We start from the raw sequence: 15785 nt of genomic DNA on the forward strand, positions 1-15785 counted from the left end.
ACCCATTCGAAGCGTCCTCACCATGAAATCACGTTCCAACGGTGGCCTGGTCTACTCCACCGACGGCGGCCGCATGTGCCCCGCTTGCCGCCAACCGCTGGCCGCCTGCACCTGCCAGGCCAGCGCCCACGCCGCGCCGCAGGGCGACGGCGTGGTGCGCGTGTCGCGCCAGACCAAGGGCCGCGGCGGCAAATGCGTCACCCTGGTCAAGGGCGTGGCGCTGGACGCCGCCGCCCTCGCCGCGCTGGGCAAGCAATTGCGCACGGCCTGCGGCAGCGGCGGCACCGTCAAGGATGGGGTGATCGAAATCCAGGGCGACCATTGCGAACTGGTCATGGCCAAGCTGCACCAGCTCGGCCACCAGCCCAAGCGCGCCGGCGGCTAGCAATACCGGCGCCGGTCAGCCGAACAGCTGGGCCGCGAATGCCACGAACGCGTTGACCTTGGCGGCCCGCAAATGGCGCGGCGGGAAGATGACGCAAATGTCCGGCCCCGGCGCCTGCCATGGCGCCAGCACCGGCACCAGCGCACCGCTGCGCAGCGGCTCGCGCAGCGACACGGACAGCTGCTGGATGATGCCAGCGCCGGCCATCGCGGCCTCGACCAGGGTATCCACGTGGTCCATCGCCACCCGCCCCGATGGCGTGGCGGGAAACACGGCGCCCTCGCGCTGGAACAGCCAGGGACGGACCTGGCGCGACTTCGGATAGAGGAAGTTGAGGCAATCGTAGTCCGCCAGTGCATCGGGCGTGGACGGCGTGCCGTGGCGGCGCAGGAACTCCGGCGCGGCGCAGGTCACGTAGTCGGTCCGGCCCACTGTTTTCGCCACCAGGCCGGTGTCCTGCGGCGTGCCTATCCTGACCAGCACATCGACACCTTCCTCGGTCATGTCGATCATGCGGTCGGACGCCGTCAGCTTGAGCGTCAGATCGGGATACGCGGCCAGGAAACGCGGCAACGCCGGCGCCAGGTACAGGCGCGCCAGGATGCCCGCCATATCAACGCGCAGCGTGCCGCTGGGCGTCTGCGCCGATTCGCGCAGGCTGCTTTCGAGCTCGCCCATGTCGCCCACCAGCCGCAACGCATGCTCGTAGCAGCGCCGCCCTTCGTCCGTGAGCGACATGCTGCGCGTGGTGCGGTTCAGCAGCCGCACCTGGAAATGGGCTTCCAGCGCCGCCACCTGGTTGGTGACGGAGGACGTCGACACGCCCAGCCGCTGCGCGGCGCGCGCGAACGCCCCCGTCTCCACCACCGCGCAAAACACCCTGAGCGCCTCCAGCCTGTCCATCCCTGCTCCTCCGCATGATCGCTGATCGTGGCGACGATTATCCACGGTTTCGCAATACAGTCACGCGGCGCGCCCCGTTTTTCCGGCAACCGGGCTTGCCTACACTGGCCCTATCGATCAGCCAACCGGCGATCCCACCACCGGAAAGGAAACCCATCATGTCCACCTCCCCCCTGATGCAAGCGGCCGTGCTGCACACCTACGGCCAGCCACTCACGCTGACACACATCGCGCGCCCGCAGGCCGGCCCCGGCCAGGTGCTGGTGCAAGTCAAGGCCAGCGGCGTCAACCCGCTCGACCTCAAGATCGCCGCCGGCCAGGCGGCCCATGCGCGCATGGCGCCACCGGCCGTGCTGGGTATCGACCTGGCCGGCGTGGTGGCGGCAGTGGGCGCCAACGTCAACGGCTTCAACGTCGGCGATGAAGTGTTTGGCATGACGGGCGGCGTGGGCGGCATCCAGGGTTCGCTGGCCGAATACGCGGCCGTCGATGCCAGCCTGCTGGCCATCAAGCCCCGCAATCTCACCATGCGCGAGGCGGCCGCCCTGCCGCTGGTCTTCATCACGGCGTGGGAGGGGCTGGTCGATCGGGCCCGGGTCCGCGCCGGCCAGACGGTGCTGGTGCATGGCGGCGCCGGCGGCGTGGGCCATATCGCGGTGCAAATCGCGCACGCGCTGGGCGCGCGGGTGGTCGCCACCGGCAGCGCGCAGCAGCGTCAGGCCATCGAAAGCTACGGCGCGACCGCCATCGACTATCGCGCCGAGACGGTGGCGCAATACGTGGCCCGGCTGACCGACGACGCGGGCTTCGACATCATCTACGACACGGTGGGCGGCGCCACGCTGGACGCCTCGTTCGCCGCCGCGCGCCAGTACCACGGCCACGTGGTCAGCTGCCTGGGCTGGGGCACCCATGCGCTGGCGCCACTGTCGTTCCGCGCCGCGACGTATTCGGGCGTATTCACCTTGCTGCCGCTGTTGTCGGGCCAGGGGCGGGCCCACCACGGCGCCATCCTGCGCGAGGCAGCCGCACTGATCGAGGCCGGCAAGCTCACCGTCCATCTGGACCCGGCCCGCTACACGCTGGAGACGGTCAACGAGGCCCACCGTGCGGCAGCGAACGGCACGGCACGGGGCAAGCTGGTGGTGGAGATCGCGTAGGCGCGATGGGGCGGGCGCCGCTCAGGAGCCGGCCGCCCGCGCCGCCGGTGCGGGCCTGGCCAACGCCAGCGCCGCGTGCTGGCGCATCTGGCGCTGCCAGAACAGCCACGAGGCCACCGCGTTGATCCAGTAGGCCGCATACAGCACGGCCGTCAGGTACAGGCCGCGGCTGGCGTACAGGGGCACGGAGATGGTATTGACCAGCAGCCAGAACGGCCAGCTCTCCAGCCGCCGCCCCATCAGCAGCAGCTGGGCGACGATGCTGAACACCAGCACGGACGAATCGATGAACGGGGCGTAGGCATTGGTGTAGGCCTGCAGCAGCAGGCCGTAGCCGGCCGTGGCCGCCACGCCCGCCAGCAGCATGGCGCCCAGCGCGCCGGCGCGCACGCGCGTGATGGGCAGCGCGCCGCCCGCGCCGCCGCGCAGCCACTGCAGCCAGCCGACCAGGCAGGTGAGGATGAAGAACCCTTGCAAGGCCACGTCCGCGTACAGGTTGACGCGGTAGAACAGGGTGGCGAACATGGCGCAGCCAAGCGCGCCCAGCCACCACGAATGAACGTTGTTGCGCCCGGCGAGGAAGATGGAGACGGTCATGACCGCGTTGGCGGCGATTTCCAATGGCGAGGTCAAGACGGCTTCCTTGGCGGTGGGTTCAACGGGAGTGCCCCGGCGCCGTGCATAGCGCAGCCAGGCGCGGCGCGACATGGCAGCGCCGGCCGCTGCCGACTACCACGGCGGCGCCGCCATGGGCGGCTCAGTCGCCGCGGCAGTCGGGCGGCAGCAGTTGCGGCGGGATGTCCTCGCCGCCGCAATGCCAGGCGACCTTCTTATTCTCATCGAGCCTGGGCGTGAACGCAATAGCCTTGCCACGCAGGGCGGGATCGGCCGGGAACACCCGCACCACGCCATTGTCCGGGTTGACGCGCACGTCCTGCACGGCATGGCCGGGATCGGACAGGGCGAAGCCGGCCTGCTCGAGCGACGCCGGGCCGCTGCCATTGGCGTAGAAGTAGCGCTCCACCTTGGCGCTGGCGGCGCGCCCCACAACCACGGCCTGCGCCAGGCGCGCTTTGGACGTGTAATCCTGGTAGGCGGGAATGGCCACGGCCGCCAGCATCCCCACCACGGCGACCACGGCAACGAGCGCGCCGGCGCCGCCCACGCCCAAGCGCGGGATGAACAGGGCCAGCACATAGGCCAGCTTGCTGCGGCCCGGCTGCCTGACTTCGGTGCCGTGCGCCAGGCCCCGCATCACGGCCATGCGCTTGACCAGCCAGGGATAATCGCTGACCAGCTCATGGAACGACATCCAGAAGCCGGACGTCTGCTCGGCCTGTGCCGCATAATGGGCCACGTTCATCTGGCGCCAGCGCTTGCCGCCGGCCGCCAGCGCGGCCAGGCCCAGCTGGGCGCTCTTGAGGTCGTCGCAGGCATGGAAGCCGTGGCGGTCGCAGGTGTACTCGCGGGCCCGCGCGTAGGCCGCGCCCAGCAGCGGGACGAGGGAGGCCGGCATCAGCAGCGCCGCCCAGCGCAGGTGGTTGCGCTTGATGTGGCCCAGCTCATGGCCGATGTAGAAGTTGATCGCGTCGGGCTTGGCTTCGAGCGCGTCAACCACGTCCGAATACAGCACGATGAAATTGCTGCCCAGGAAGCGGGTGGCGAAGGCGTTGAACACGCCGCCCATCTGCAACAGGTAGGCGTCCGGCACCTGCTCCAGGCCCAGCCGCTGGCAGCACTGGTCGATGCGTTCCTTCAAGTCCGGGAACTGCTGCCAGGTGATCTTGACGGCCGTCCCCTTCAGGTAGGAAATCAGGGCCGACTGGGCAAAGCAATAGGCGACAAAAAACAGCAGCAGATACACCAGCGCCCCCCCCACCGTGCCGACGATGAGGCCCAGCCAGATCAGCAGGGAGATGGCCAGCATCCAGCCGAACAGTGCTTTTTCATTCTTGTAGATTAATTCCATAGCGGATATTCAAAAAGTTTCCTTACGGCTATTTTAATTGATTATTTACGAAAAAGACAATTGTTTTTGCTAACTTTCCGGACGCCGGGCTGGATCGGATGGCAAGACCACTTGAAGTCTGGTCATTTAGTGGTAGCACACCTCCTGCTTGAAAGTTGCGCCACTTTTTGGGCGCCGGCCCGCTCCGCCCTGAATTGGTATTGGAAAAATCAGACATCCATAAAACCACTTGACCACCACTTTTCACGGTTCCATTCTCCCCGGTGCCATGCCGGAAAACCGTGCAGCGTCTGGTTTCCCGCTTGCGCAGGGCGAAGCGTTGCAATCAACCAGGGAGACGAGATGACTTATGCACGACAAGCAAATGGCCTGATCCTCATGCTGATCGGCGCCGCGCTGGCCGCCTGCGGCGGCGGCGCGGACGAGCACGCCGGCGCGTCCGGCACCCGGCTGCTGGGCCTCAGCGCCACCAGCGCCGACGCCAGTTGCCCGGCCTGGGTGGCGAGCCAGGTCTACACGGCGGGCAATTGCGTGACGTACCAGGACCAGGCCTACACGGCCAAATGGTGGACCCAAGGCAATGTGCCCGGCACCGAGCAATGGGGCCCATGGCAGGAAAGCACGGTCACACCGACGCCGACGCCGACGCCGACGCCGACGCCAACGCCGACGCCGACGCCCACCCCAACCGGCGGACGCGAAATCGGTTCCTACTTCGCCCAGTGGGGCGTGTACGGCCGCGGCTACGAAGTGGCCGACATCCACACCACCCAGACCCCGGTGGCCGGCGTGATGACCAGCGTGGCCGACCAGCTCACCTTCATCAACTACGCCTTCGGCAACATCTACGCCAAAAATGGCGGCTATGAATGCGACATGGTGACCAGGATGGAGACGGGCAACGACAACCCGCCGCCGGCCGACGCCGGCACCGGCGGCGATGCCTACGCCGACTACCAGCGCCAGCCCGCGCGCACGGTGGACGGCAAGACCATCGCCTGGGACGCGCCACTGACGGGCAACTTCGCCCAGCTCAAGCTGCTCAAGGCGGCCCACCCCAAACTGAAAGTATTCATCTCGCTGGGCGGCTGGACCTGGTCGAAATACTTCTCGGCCGCCGCCAAGACGGACGCGCTGCGCAAGCAACTGGCGCGCTCGTGCGTCAAGCAATTCATCGCCGGCGACTTGCCGCTGCAGGATGGGCGCGGCGGCCCCGGCGCTGCCAAGGGCGTGTTCGATGGCATCGACATCGACTGGGAATATCCCGGTGGCGGCGGCCAGCCCTACAACACGGTGGACGCGGCCAACGACAAGCACAACTTCACGCTGCTGATGGCCGAATTCCGCGCCCAGCTCGACGCCCAGGGCGCCGCCGACGGCAAACGCTACGCGCTCACGGCCGCCATCGGCGCCGGCGCGGAAAAGATCGCGCAGACGGAACCGGCCCTGTACAGCCAGTACATGGACTGGGTCAACCTGATGAGCTACGACTTCCATGGGGCGTGGGAAGGGTCCACCAACTTCCATGCGCCGCTGTACCACGATCCGGCCGACCCGGCCACCGGCGTCCTGGCCAAGTACAACACCAACGACGCCATCACGGCGCTGGTGGCGGCCGGTATGCCGCGCAACAAGATCGTGCTCGGCGTGCCGTTTTACGGCCGCGGCTGGAAAGGCGTGCCGGCCGGGCCCAGCGGCGACGGCCTGTACCAGGCGGCCACGGGTGGCGCCAGCGGCACCTATGAAGCGGGCATCGACGACTACAAGGTGCTGGTGAACAAGGCCGGCACGCGCTGGTACCACCCGGTGACGAAGCAGCTGTTCCTGTACACGGCCAGCGGCGAGTGGTGGAGCTATGACGACCCCACCGTCATCGCCACCAAGATGCAGTACATGCGCGACCAGGGCTTGGGCGGCGCGTTCTCGTGGGAGCTGGACGGCGACGCCAGCGGCACGCTGACCAGCGCCGTGTGGCTGGGACGCTGATCCCCGCCACCCGCCGGCGGCGCAGGCCGCGCCGCCGGCGGGTTTTTTCCTTCAGCGGCCACCCCGAGCACCACCATCCGGAGACTGCAATGATGAAAATACCCAGCCATTATCCGCTGCTTGCCCTGCTGGCCGCCACGCTGGCGGCCTGTGGCGGCGGCACCACCGAGCCAGCCAGCACGGCCACGGCGCGCACGCTGGCCGCCGTCACCACCGCGTGCAGCGCGTGGGACGCGTCGGCCATCTACACGCAAGGCAATTGCGTGAGCTACCAGGGCAAGACCTACACGGCAAAATGGTGGACGCAGGGGAACGCGCCCGGCGCCGACCAGTGGGGACCGTGGGAGGAAAGCGGCGTGACGCCCACGCCAGCGCCCACGCCAACACCCACCCCCACGCCAACGCCGGCACCGGCACCCGTCGCCTGCCGTCCGGACGGCCTGGCCTCGCCCGTCGCCAACGTCCCCTACTGCAATGCCTACGACCGAGACGGCCGCGAGATCATCGCCCATGGCCTCAAGCGCCGCATCGTCGGCTACTTCGCCAGCTGGCGCACAGGCGTGGACGGCAGCCCTAGTTACCTGGTCAACGACATCCCATGGGACAAGATCACCCACCTGAACTACGCCTTCGCCACCGTCGACAAGAGCAGCTACAAGGTGGTCCTGGGCGGCGGCGCTTCGAACCCGGACACGGGCCTGACCTGGCCCGCCATCCCGGCCGCCGCCATGGACCCCTCGCTGCCATACCAGGGTCACTTCAACCTGCTGGCCCAATACAAGAAAAAATACCCGGACGTGAAGATCATGCTGTCCGTGGGCGGCTGGGCCGGCAGCACCGGCTTCTACACGGCCACCACCAACGCCGACGGCACGCTCAACCAGGCCGGCATCGACACCCTGGCCGACTCCATGGTGGCCGTGCTGCGCCAGTACACCTTCTTCGACGGCATCGACATCGACTACGAGCACCCGACCACCAACAACGAAGCCGGCAACCCGCTCGATTTCAGCCTGTCCAAGCCGCGCCTGGGCGGGCTCATGGCCAGCTACAACGTGCTGCTCAAGACCGTGCGCCAAAAACTGGACACGGCCGCCGTGGCCGACCAGAAGTACTACCTGCTCACCATCGCCGGTTCCGCCTCCGGCTGGGTGCTGCGCGGCGAGGAAAACCTGTCGGCGCTCAAGTACCTGGACTATGCGAGCCTGATGTCATACGACCTGCACGGCGCCTGGAACCAGTACGTGGGCCCCAACGCGCCCCTGTTCGACGATGGCAACGACGCCGAACTCAAGGCCGGCAACGCCTACCAGTACGCCAACATCGGTTACCTGAACGTGGACTGGGCCTACCGCTACTATCGCGGCGCGCTGCAGGCCGGGCGCATCAACATCGGCGTGCCCTACTACACGCGCGGCTGGAAGGACGTGACGGGCGGCAGCAACGGCCTGTGGGGCAGCACGGCGCAGGTCAGCTCCACCACCACCTGCGCCGGCGTGGCCACCTGCGGCACGGGCGCCGTCGGCATCGACAACCTGTGGTACGACCTGGACGCCAACGGCCAGCCCGTGCCCGGCGGCGGCAACCCGCTGTGGCACGCGCTGAACCTGCAGCAAGGCATCGTGCCCGACTACCTGGACGCCTACAAGGTCAGCGACCGGACGCTGACGGGCAGCTACGTGGCCAACTACAGCGCCACCATGGCCGCGCCATGGCTGTGGAACGCCAGCAAGCGCGTCTTCATCTCGACCGAGACGGCGCAATCGATCGCCGCCAAGGCCAACTACGTGGTGGCCAACGACATTGGCGGCATCATGATCTGGGAGCTGGCCGGCGACTATGCGTGGCACGCGGGCCGCAACGGCGGCAAGGGCGAGTACTACATGGGCAACACGCTGACCAGCGCCATCTACAGCGCCTTCAGCACGGCCGGCCCATACGGCAACGTGCGGGCCGAGGGCGCCATGCCGGCCAGCAGCGCGCGCGTGGCCATCACGCTGGGCGGCTGGAAGCGCGGTGACGACAACTACCCGATCAATCCCGTGCTGACGCTCACGAACAATGCCACGACGGCCATCCCGGGCGGCGCGGTGGTGGAGTTCGACTACCCCGTCTCGGCCCCGGCCGACATGAGCGACCAGTCCGGCGTGGGCTTGCAGGTCACGCGGGCCGGTTACAGCGGCCCCAACAACATCGGCGGTTTCAAGGCCACCTTCAACCACGCCCGGTTCACGCTGCCGGCCTGGCAAACGCTGGCGCCGGGCGCGTCGCTGGCCGTCACGCTCAACTACCGCCTGCCCATCAGCGGACCATGCGCCTACACCATCACGGTCAACGGGGTGCGCTACGCGCTGGCCGACGAGTACCCTGAGCTGCCGGTGGGCTGGCCATAACCGGTCTTCATTCGATTAATTGGGGACGTAGCACAATTTAAAACGGTGTTACGCCTCCAATTCTTGCGAATCTTGCGCACACGGGCGGCGCCGGGGTGGGAAAAATGGCGGCATAGCCTGTATCATGGGCCATCCGCCAACCAATCCGTACCCATCATGAGCCGTTTCTGGAGTCCCGTCGTCCACAGCCTCACCCCCTACACGCCTGGCGAGCAGGTCAAGTTGCCCAAGCTCGTCAAGCTCAACACCAACGAAAACCCGTATGGCCCTTCGCCCAAGGCGGTGGCCGCCATGCAACAGGCCGTGGGCGACCAGCTGCGCCTGTATCCCGACCCCAACGCCAGCGCGCTCAAGGATGCCCTGGCCCAGTACCACGGCCTGACGCGCGCGCACATCTTCGTCGGCAACAGCTCGGACGAAGTGCTGGCCCACACCTTCCACGCGCTGCTCAAGCACGAATTGCCGCTGCTGTGCCCGGACATCAGCTACAGCTTCTACCCCACCTATTGCAGCCTGTACGGCATCGCGTACCGCGCCGTGCCCCTCAACGCGCACTTCGAGATCGAGGTGGACGACTACGCCCAGCCGTGCGGCGCCATCATCCTGGCCAATCCCAACGCGCCGACCGGCCGCGCGCTGGGCCTGGAGCAGATCGAACGCCTGCTGGCCGCCCACCGCGACCAGGTGGTGGTGATCGACGAAGCCTATGTGGACTTCGGCGCCGACAGCGCCATCACCCTGCTCGACCGTTACGACAACCTGCTGGTGGTGCAAACCTTCTCCAAGTCCCGTTCGCTGGCCGGCTTGCGGGTCGGCTTCGCGGCCGGCCATCCGGACCTGATCGCGGGGCTGGAGCGGGTCAAGAACAGCTTCAACTGCTACCCGCTGGGCCAGGTGGCCCAGGCCGGCGCCGTGGCCGCGCTGGAAGACCGGGCCTGGTTCGAGCAGACGCGCGCGGCCATCATGGCCAGCCGCGAGCGCCTGACGCAACAGCTGGCCGCGCTCGGCTTCGAGGTGCTGCCTTCTGCCACCAACTTCGTGTTCGCCCGCCACCCGGGCCATGACGGCGCACGCCTGGCCGCCGGCCTGCGCGAACAGGGCATCCTGGTGCGCCACTTCCGCCAGCCCCGCGTCGAACAGTTCCTGCGCATCTCCATCGGCACCGACGACGAATGCGCGCAGCTGGTGGCCGCGCTGACCCGGCTGACCGCTTGAGATGACGCCCGGCGCTGCCGACCATGTGACTATCTTGCCGAAAGGGCGTTGCATGGGCGGCCGCCTGGTCCTGCAGGACGCGATCCGCGCCCGCCATGACACCAAATGAAACTTGTTACAAAGATCATGACAATTGTCAAATGCAATTTTGCAATTGTTCTGGAAATACCACGTTGACAACAAGAAATATGTAAATGATAAGAAAATGACGGTATGATCGGTGCCTCCAGACGGTCCCGGCCATATCGACGCCCGCGCCCCCCCCCGCGCGGCGGCATGCGACAGGGACTGGTCATCGCACCTTGTTACGACAGAAAGTGCCCGCTATGCCGACCTTCCGTTCCGCCCTCGCCAGTGTGGCGTTCATCCTGGCCGCGCCCGCCGCGCTGGCAGGCAATCTCGTCATCAACGGCGATTTCGAAAACGCCGACACCAGCATGTGGCTGCAATCGGGCGATACTTCGGCCCAGTATTTCAGCGCCGACTGGAGCGGCTCGCCGCTGTCCAATAGTGCCAACACGGTGTTCGCCGATGGCGCCTACCCCGGCCTGGGCTACCTGGGCCAGAACATCGCCACCGTGGCCGGCGCCAAATACACGCTGGAATTCGACCTGCAGCGCATCAACAGCGCCAATGGCGGCCTGGGCCAGACGCTCAGCAATGAAGTGCTGGTCACCTTCGGCGGCAACACGGTGTTCCACCAGAGCGACACCAGCGGCGACTGGACCCACTACACGGTGAGCAACCTGACGGCCACTGGCGCCCACACCCTGCTGCAGTTTGGCGACAGCAACCACTACGATTACACCCAGCTCGACAACGTCTCGCTGGTGATGTCGGCCGTGCCCGAACCGGCCACGGCCCTGATGCTGATGGGCGGCCTGGTGCTGATGGCCACGCGCCGCTTGCGCCGTCCGCCACCGTTCTAAGCAAGCCCGGCCCGCGCCCGCGCGGCCCCGTTTTCCCCCATTCATCCACGGCCCGTGCCGGCGCTCGCCGCGCGGCGCCGTCATCCACGAGGAGCGCGCAATGTCGGAACCCTTTCTCGGCGAAATAAAAATGACCAGCTTCGGCTTCGCGCCGCGCGGCTGGGCCCTGTGCAACGGCCAGCTGCTGCCGATCAACCAGAACCAGGCGCTGTTCAGCATCCTGGGCACGGCCTACGGTGGCGACGGCCGCACCACGTTCGCCCTGCCCGACATGCGCGGTCGCGTGCCCGTCCATGGCAACCTGGTGGGCACGCCAGGGGGCGAGGCCCAACACACGGTGACGTCGGCCGAACTGCCGGCCCACAACCACGCCATGCTGGCGTCCACGGCCATCAGCCACGCATCCGATCCCACCGGCCGCGTGCTCGGTTCGGTGGAAGCGGGCGCGCTCAACATCTACCACACGGCCGACGGCTCGGCCGCGCTGCACCCGAGCACGCTGAGCCAGGCCGGCGGCAACCAGGCGCACAACAATATGCAACCGTACACCACCACCAATTTCATCATCGCGCTGCAGGGCATCTTCCCTTCGCGCGCGTGACCGGCCCATCCCAGGAGAGACCCCATGGCTGACCCTTTTATCGGCGAGATCCGCATGTTCGCGGGCAATTTCGCGCCCCAAGGATGGGCATTTTGCGATGGCGCCATCCTGCCCATTTCGGATTATGACGCGCTGTTCGCGCTGATCGGCACCACCTATGGCGGCGACGGCCAGTCCACCTTCGCGCTGCCCGACTTGCGCGGCCGGGTGCCCGTGCACCAGGGCAACCTGGCCGGCAACTTCTATGCGCTGGGCCAGCAGGGCGGCAGCGAAGACGTGACGCTGACGCAGAACCAGATCCCGGCCCACAACCACCTGATGGGCGCCAGCGGCGCCGTGCCGCCGGCCACCGGCACCGGCATCAACGTGACGGGCGCCGTGCCCTACGTGCCGGCCTCGCCCGGCGCCAAGCCCAAGCTGTACGTCGCGCCCGGCATGGCCACGCCCATGTACGCGGGCGCCGTGACGGCCAGCGGCGGCAGCCAGCCCCACAACAACATGGCACCCTACCTGGGCGTGCATTTCATCATTTCGCTGTTCGGTATTTTCCCGAGCCAAAGCTGAGGAGTTCGACATGGATCCATTCGTCGCCGAGATTCGCATGTTCGCCGGCAATTTCCCGCCCCAGGGCTGGGCCATGTGCGATGGCCAGCTGATGCCCATCGCCCAGAACACGGCCCTGTTCTCGCTGCTGGGCACCACCTACGGCGGTGATGGCCGGAGCACGTTCGCCCTGCCCGACCTGCGACAGCGCATCCCGCTGCACGCGGGCCAGGGCCCGGGCCTGACCGAGCGCCTGCTGGGGGAAATGGGCGGTGAAGCGAGCCACACGCTGAGCACGGCGGAACTGCCGGCCCACAGCCACGCGCCGCGCGCCTCGGGCGCGCCGGCCGCCACCGGCACGGCCAACAATGGCATGCTGGCCAAGACCACCTGCCCCACCCCGCCCTACCACGACCCGGTCGCGCTGCAGCCGATGGCGCCGGGCGTGATCGGCGTCGCCGGCGGCAACGCGGCCCATAACAACCAGCAGCCCTACCTGACGGTCAACTTCATCATCGCGCTGCAGGGCATATTCCCTCCACGCGCCTAAGCCACCATGGACTTCGACCACGCCATCACCTTGCGTCCGCCCACCGAGGCCGACCTGCCCTTCCTGCTGGAGCTGTACGCCAGCACCCGCGCCGACCTGGCCCAGCTCGATTCGGAAACGACGCGCCAGCTGATCGTGCGCATGCAGTTCGAGGCGCAGCAAAGCTGGTACCGGGCCCAGTATCCGCAGGCCGACGTCAACCTGATCCTGGCCGACGAGGTGCCGGTGGGCCGGCTGTACGTGGCGCGCGGTTCGGAGGAAATTCGTTTGATCGACATCTGCCTGCTGCCCGACTACCGGCGCCATGGCATCGGCGCGGCGCTGCTGCGCGAGCTGCAGGAGGAAGGCGCGGCGACGGCGCTGCCGGTGCGGCTGCTGGTGGCGATGGACAACCCGGCCATTCACCTGTACCAGCGCCTGGGCTTCATGCCGGTCGACCTGCGCGGCATGCACCGCGCCATGGAATGGCAGGCCGCGCAGAACGAGGCCCAAGCCGCCGTGCAGCGCGCCACCACTCACACTTCGTAAAGGACATCACTATGGAACGGCGTACCTTCATCCTGGCCACCGGCGGCCTGCTTGGCGCCAGCGGCGCCGGCCATGCGGCGCCGCTGGCCGCACTGGCCACGCCCGGCCTGGCCACCGCCACCGCCCTGCGCGCAGCCACCTTCGCGCGCCTGGTCAACCAATCGTTCAACGTGTACGCCAGCCAGCGCGGCGTGGCCATGCAACTGGTGGCCGTGAAACAGCAGCCATCGGGCGCCGGCCACGAGCAGTTCCGCCTGAGCTTCCACGGCGCCGGCGCCACCCTGCCCAGCGGCACCTACACGGTGGAGCACGCGGCCATCGGCCAGGTGCCCATGTACCTGGAAGCGACCGGCTCGGACGCCCAAGGCGCCAGCTACCGCGCCGACTTCAACCTGCTGGTCTGAGGCTGGTCAGAACTTCGCGTTCAAACCCAGCTTGACGGCGCGCGGCGAACCGGGCGAGATGTTGTCGTTGCTGTTGGCCGACGCGTAGTATTTTTTGTCGAACAGGTTCTCGACGTTGAGCTGCACCTGCAGCTTGCGGTTGACGGTGTAGTACAGCGCACCGTCGAAGCGGGTGAAGCCGGGCAGCACGACGTTGTTGGCCGTGGACGGGAAGATGCTGCTGCGGTACACGATGCCCAGCGCGGCGCCCAGCGCGTCGCTGAAATCGTAGCGGTTCCACAGCGAAGCGCTGTGCCTGGGCACCTGCGCCAGCACGGCGCCCGCGTACGGTCCCGTCCTGGCCACATCGGCCGTCAGCTTCGCATCCTGGTAGGCATAGCCGCCCATCACGCTCCAGTTCTTGCACACGTTGCCGCTCAGGCCCAGCTCCACGCCCTTGCTGCGCTGGCCGTCGGCCAGCACGGATTTGCTCGCGTCCGTGGGATCGGCCACCACCACGTTCTTGCGGTCCAGCCGGTAGATGGCCAGCGTGGCCGCCAGCTTGGGCAGCACGTCCCACTTCACGCCCACCTCCAGGTTCTTGAATTGCTCCGGATCGAAGGCCGCGTTGGTCGGCGTGAGCGACGCCAGCTGGTCGCCGGCGCGCGGCAGGTAGGCCAGGCTGTAGCTGCCGTAAATCGACACGGCTTCCACCGGCTTGTACACCAGTCCCGCGCGCGGCGAGACGGGGGTGTCGGTCACGCTGATGGTGGAGTTGTTGCGATGGTTCAGGAAGTCCACCTTGAAGCGGTCGTAGCGCAGGCCGGCGATGGCTTGCCATTGCGGCGAAAGCTGCAACTGGTCCTGCACGTACACGGAGGCGACCGTCGAGGTGCCGTGGTTGTCCGCGTCCGTGGCGGCCTGCCGGAAGGTGATGGGCGCGGTAACGATGGGGTTGGAGGTCGGCACGCTGATCGTGGTGGCGTTCGCGCCCACGGTCGGGAAGTAGCCGGTGTTGCGGTAGTTGTCCGTCACCTGCCGGCCCAGCTCCACGCCCGTGGCCAGCTTGTGCAGCAGCGCGCCCGTTTGCACGTCGAACGTGAGGTCGGTCTGGTTGAACAAATTGGTACGCTGGGTAGCGTTGTTGTAGGCCTTGATCTCCACGCTGGTGCCGGCCGCGTTGACGGCACCGGAGAAAGCATTCTGGTAGAACTTGTCGTAGTCGGCGTAGCGGGTGCGGTTGCGCAGCATGGCGCCGTGGCCCAGGTCATGCTCGATCACGGCCGTGAAGGCGTCCATGCTGGCCCTGGCGCGGCTCAGTTTTGCGTTGCCGAAGAAGGTGGACGGATCGGTGTCGAACGGCTTGCCCTGGTAGGACGGGATGCCGCGGTCGGCCGTGCGCTCGTCCTCGAAATGCTCGTAGCCCAGCACCACGCTGGTGTTGGCGCCAGCGCGGATGCCCACCGTCGGGTTGATGCCGGAACGCTCGACCGTGACGCCATTGCGGAAGCTGCCCGACTTCTCGTACAGGCCGTTCACGCGCACGGCCACGCCGTCGTTGACCACCTGGCCCACGTCGGCCGTCAGGCGGCGGTTGGCCCAGGAACCGAGCGTGAGCGACGCTTCGCGGAGATTGTTCCACTCGGGCTGCTTGCTGACGCGGTTGATCACGCCGCCCGAACCGCCCCGGCCGAAGATCATCGCGTTCGCGCCTTTCAGCGCTTCCACGCTGTCGATGTTGTAGAAGTCGCGGTAGTACTGCACGTCGTCGCGCATGCCGTCGATGAAGAAGTCGCCCGTCGAGCTGTTGCCGCGGAAGACGGCCGTGTCGCGGTTGCCCTCGCCCTGCGCCGTCACCACGCCGGGCACGTAGCGGATCACGTCGGCCATCGATTGCATGGCCTGGTCGCGGATCAGTTCCTTGGTCACCACCGTGATCGCTTGCGGCGTGTCGCGCAGCGCCGTGTCGGTCTTGGTGGCCGTGGTGCTGCGGCTGGCGCCGTAACCCGATTCGGCCGTGCCCGTGATCGTCACCTGCTGCATGGGCATGTCGTCATCCGCGCGCGCGGCCAGGTGGGCCAGCAGCGCGGATGCGCACGCGGCGCCGGCAACCAGCCGGGCGGCGTGGGCGATGGTGGACAAGCGGGGCTGGATGGCGGGAACGGCGGAGGCGCGGCACGACATGATTTCTTCCTTAATACAAATGAGAATGACTCGCATTATCAATTAAATTTTGAACA

General features: G+C 67.4%; 15 protein-coding genes. 11 read left to right on the forward strand and 4 right to left on the reverse strand.

Annotated elements, in window-relative coordinates; translation table 11 throughout:
• The first annotated feature begins 22 nt into the window (after positions 1–22).
• Entirely contained in the window at positions 23–385 is a 363-nt protein-coding gene (locus H3H36_RS11250) for a translation initiation factor Sui1 (RefSeq protein WP_182217442.1), read from the forward strand.
• Positions 386–400: 15 nt separating this feature from the next.
• Here the strand turns inward: H3H36_RS11250 and H3H36_RS11255 are convergent, their stop codons facing one another.
• On the reverse strand, positions 401–1288 hold the full coding sequence (locus H3H36_RS11255) for a LysR family transcriptional regulator (protein WP_182217444.1): 888 nt from the start codon (positions 1286–1288) through the stop codon (positions 401–403).
• A 158-nt stretch (positions 1289–1446) separates the two neighbouring features.
• On the opposite strand from H3H36_RS11255, the gene H3H36_RS11260 reads away from it, so the two are divergent.
• Positions 1447–2448 carry a zinc-dependent alcohol dehydrogenase family protein gene (locus H3H36_RS11260; RefSeq protein WP_182217446.1) on the forward strand — a complete coding sequence of 334 codons (1002 nt, stop codon included), beginning with the start codon at positions 1447–1449 and terminating at the stop codon, positions 2446–2448.
• 21 nt (positions 2449–2469) lie between these two features.
• Here the strand turns inward: H3H36_RS11260 and pnuC are convergent, their stop codons facing one another.
• On the reverse strand, positions 2470–3081 hold the full coding sequence (gene pnuC, locus H3H36_RS11265) for a nicotinamide riboside transporter PnuC (protein ID WP_182217448.1): 612 nt from the start codon (positions 3079–3081) through the stop codon (positions 2470–2472).
• Between the two features lie 124 nt (positions 3082–3205).
• Complete coding sequence (locus H3H36_RS11270; protein WP_182217450.1) at positions 3206–4417, reverse strand: M48 family metallopeptidase; 1212 nt, start codon at positions 4415–4417, stop codon at positions 3206–3208.
• A 342-nt stretch (positions 4418–4759) separates the two neighbouring features.
• Here H3H36_RS11270 and H3H36_RS11275 point away from each other — a divergent pair, with 342 nt between their 5' ends.
• The 9 genes from H3H36_RS11275 to H3H36_RS11315 all read left to right on the forward strand — a co-directional run bounded on the left by H3H36_RS11275 (position 4760) and on the right by H3H36_RS11315 (position 13566).
• Positions 4760–6403 carry a glycosyl hydrolase family 18 protein gene (locus tag H3H36_RS11275; protein WP_182217452.1) on the forward strand — a complete coding sequence of 548 codons (1644 nt, stop codon included), beginning with the start codon at positions 4760–4762 and terminating at the stop codon, positions 6401–6403.
• 89 nt (positions 6404–6492) lie between these two features.
• Positions 6493–8796, forward strand: a complete 2304-nt coding sequence (locus tag H3H36_RS11280) for a chitinase C-terminal domain-containing protein (RefSeq protein ID WP_311196626.1) — start codon at positions 6493–6495, stop codon at positions 8794–8796.
• Positions 8797–8952: 156 nt separating this feature from the next.
• Positions 8953–10011, forward strand: a complete 1059-nt coding sequence (gene hisC, locus H3H36_RS11285) for a histidinol-phosphate transaminase (RefSeq protein WP_182217454.1) — start codon at positions 8953–8955, stop codon at positions 10009–10011.
• A 326-nt stretch (positions 10012–10337) separates the two neighbouring features.
• The gene (locus H3H36_RS11290; protein WP_182217456.1) at positions 10338–10940 is read left to right on the forward strand and encodes a PEP-CTERM sorting domain-containing protein; all 603 of its coding nucleotides are present in this window, start codon (positions 10338–10340) and stop codon (positions 10938–10940) included.
• Between the two features lie 100 nt (positions 10941–11040).
• Positions 11041–11541 carry a phage tail protein gene (locus tag H3H36_RS11295; RefSeq protein WP_182217458.1) on the forward strand — a complete coding sequence of 167 codons (501 nt, stop codon included), beginning with the start codon at positions 11041–11043 and terminating at the stop codon, positions 11539–11541.
• Between the two features lie 24 nt (positions 11542–11565).
• A complete protein-coding gene (locus H3H36_RS11300) occupies positions 11566–12105 on the forward strand; it encodes a phage tail protein (RefSeq protein WP_182217461.1) in 540 nt (179 codons plus the stop codon).
• 10 nt (positions 12106–12115) lie between these two features.
• A complete protein-coding gene (locus H3H36_RS11305; RefSeq protein ID WP_182217463.1) occupies positions 12116–12634 on the forward strand; it encodes a phage tail protein in 519 nt (172 codons plus the stop codon).
• Between the two features lie 6 nt (positions 12635–12640).
• Positions 12641–13162: a GNAT family N-acetyltransferase gene (locus H3H36_RS11310; protein WP_182217465.1), complete on the forward strand. Its 522-nt coding sequence runs from the start codon at positions 12641–12643 to the stop codon at positions 13160–13162.
• 11 nt (positions 13163–13173) lie between these two features.
• Positions 13174–13566 (forward strand): DUF6916 family protein, encoded by a 393-nt coding sequence (locus H3H36_RS11315; RefSeq protein WP_182217467.1) that lies wholly within the window; start codon positions 13174–13176, stop codon positions 13564–13566.
• 6 nt (positions 13567–13572) lie between these two features.
• Here H3H36_RS11315 and H3H36_RS11320 read toward each other — a convergent pair whose 3' ends face one another.
• Positions 13573–15729: a TonB-dependent receptor gene (locus H3H36_RS11320; RefSeq protein WP_182217469.1), complete on the reverse strand. Its 2157-nt coding sequence runs from the start codon at positions 15727–15729 to the stop codon at positions 13573–13575.
• Between the last annotated feature and the right edge of the window lie 56 nt (positions 15730–15785).

It is taken from the genome of Rugamonas fusca, assembly GCF_014042365.1.
GTDB lineage: Bacteria > Pseudomonadota > Gammaproteobacteria > Burkholderiales > Burkholderiaceae_D > Rugamonas > Rugamonas fusca.

What these genes read in the sequence shown, in the direction of transcription:
- H3H36_RS11250 (WP_182217442.1), top strand. Translation starts at nt 23, where the DNA reads ATGAAATCACGTTCCAACGGTGGCCTGGTCTACTCCACCGACGGCGGC.
- H3H36_RS11255 (WP_182217444.1), bottom strand. Translation starts at nt 1,288, where the DNA reads ATGGACAGGCTGGAGGCGCTCAGGGTGTTTTGCGCGGTGGTGGAGACG.
- H3H36_RS11260 (WP_182217446.1), top strand. Translation starts at nt 1,447, where the DNA reads ATGTCCACCTCCCCCCTGATGCAAGCGGCCGTGCTGCACACCTACGGC.
- H3H36_RS11270 (WP_182217450.1), bottom strand. Translation starts at nt 4,417, where the DNA reads ATGGAATTAATCTACAAGAATGAAAAAGCACTGTTCGGCTGGATGCTG.
- H3H36_RS11275 (WP_182217452.1), top strand. Translation starts at nt 4,760, where the DNA reads ATGACTTATGCACGACAAGCAAATGGCCTGATCCTCATGCTGATCGGC.
- H3H36_RS11280 (WP_311196626.1), top strand. Translation starts at nt 6,493, where the DNA reads ATGATGAAAATACCCAGCCATTATCCGCTGCTTGCCCTGCTGGCCGCC.
- hisC (WP_182217454.1), top strand. Translation starts at nt 8,953, where the DNA reads ATGAGCCGTTTCTGGAGTCCCGTCGTCCACAGCCTCACCCCCTACACG.
- H3H36_RS11290 (WP_182217456.1), top strand. Translation starts at nt 10,338, where the DNA reads ATGCCGACCTTCCGTTCCGCCCTCGCCAGTGTGGCGTTCATCCTGGCC.
- H3H36_RS11295 (WP_182217458.1), top strand. Translation starts at nt 11,041, where the DNA reads ATGTCGGAACCCTTTCTCGGCGAAATAAAAATGACCAGCTTCGGCTTC.
- H3H36_RS11300 (WP_182217461.1), top strand. Translation starts at nt 11,566, where the DNA reads ATGGCTGACCCTTTTATCGGCGAGATCCGCATGTTCGCGGGCAATTTC.
- H3H36_RS11305 (WP_182217463.1), top strand. Translation starts at nt 12,116, where the DNA reads ATGGATCCATTCGTCGCCGAGATTCGCATGTTCGCCGGCAATTTCCCG.
- H3H36_RS11310 (WP_182217465.1), top strand. Translation starts at nt 12,641, where the DNA reads ATGGACTTCGACCACGCCATCACCTTGCGTCCGCCCACCGAGGCCGAC.
- H3H36_RS11315 (WP_182217467.1), top strand. Translation starts at nt 13,174, where the DNA reads ATGGAACGGCGTACCTTCATCCTGGCCACCGGCGGCCTGCTTGGCGCC.
- H3H36_RS11320 (WP_182217469.1), bottom strand. Translation starts at nt 15,729, where the DNA reads ATGTCGTGCCGCGCCTCCGCCGTTCCCGCCATCCAGCCCCGCTTGTCC.